We start from the raw sequence: 1012 nt of genomic DNA, 5'->3' as shown, positions 1-1012 counted from the left end.
TGAACTGACCCCCGAAACTTGGACAGTTTAGTTTAACCCAAGGACTGAGTTCTGTACTGCACAGGGCTCAGTCCTTTTAGTTTCAATTGAATACGCTCATTGTTGTAATAATGCATGTACTCATGGATTTGTTGCTCTAACTGCTCAATGGTTTGAGGTTTTTCAATATAAATGGTCTCACACTTTAATGTACCGAAGAACCCCTCCATGAGTGCATTATCCAAGCAGTTGCCTTTTCTACTCATGCTTTGCTTAATACCATGATACTTAAGTGTAGCGCTAAACTGCGCCATTTGGTAATGCCATCCTTGATCCGAGTGCAGCATTAACCTCTTATCCCGACACGCTTTAGTTTTTGTTAATGCACAATCTAGCATTTGACTCACCAAATCATAAGTTGGCCTTCTTGAGAGCGTATAACTGACGACCTCATTGTTATAACAATCGAGTATGGGCGATAAATACAGCTTATTGTCACCTACCTTAAACTCAGTAATGTCGGTGAGCCAGCGCTTATGTGGTTGATCTGCATGAAACTGACGTTTTAAGTGATTCTTCACTATCTTGCCTTGTACCCCTTTATAGGAGCGGTACTTCTTGCGCCTTATCTTTGCGCTAAGCGTCATTTGACGCATAAGCTTAGCAATGAGCTTATGATTGTGATGAACCCCTACCGGCTTTAATGCGGCCGTTATTCTACGATAGCCATACCTACCTTTATGCTGATGATACAGCGTAGCAATACGTGACTTCAACTCAGCGTATTTGTCGTCACGCTCAAGCTTTGCTCTCTGATAATAAAAGACGCTTTTAGGCATACCTGAGACTTTAAGTAAGTCAGATAAACAGCAGTCATCTCTTAGCGCTTCGATGAGCCTTGCTTTCTGCCTGCTTGTTCCTCCGCTTTGAGCAAGGCATCGAGCTTTTTTAAGTAGGCAACCTCCGCACGCAAGTATTCATTCTCGCGCTTTAATTCTGCTAGGGTCTTTTCATTATCTGGTTTGTTTGTGAT

General features: G+C 42.4%; 1 protein-coding gene. It reads right to left on the bottom strand.

Going from position 1 to position 1012, the window contains the following annotated elements:
- Positions 1-32: 32 nt before the first annotated feature.
- Entirely contained in the window at positions 33-956 is a 924-nt protein-coding gene (locus JMY02_RS13565; protein ID WP_265087978.1) for an IS3 family transposase, read from the bottom strand.
- Positions 957-1012: the final 56 nt, after the last annotated feature.

Source organism: Psychrobacter vallis (genome assembly GCF_904846715.1).
Lineage (GTDB): Bacteria > Pseudomonadota > Gammaproteobacteria > Pseudomonadales > Moraxellaceae > Psychrobacter > Psychrobacter vallis.
Note: the sequence above shows the minus strand (reverse complement) of the source record. Positions and strands in the feature narration are given on the sequence as shown.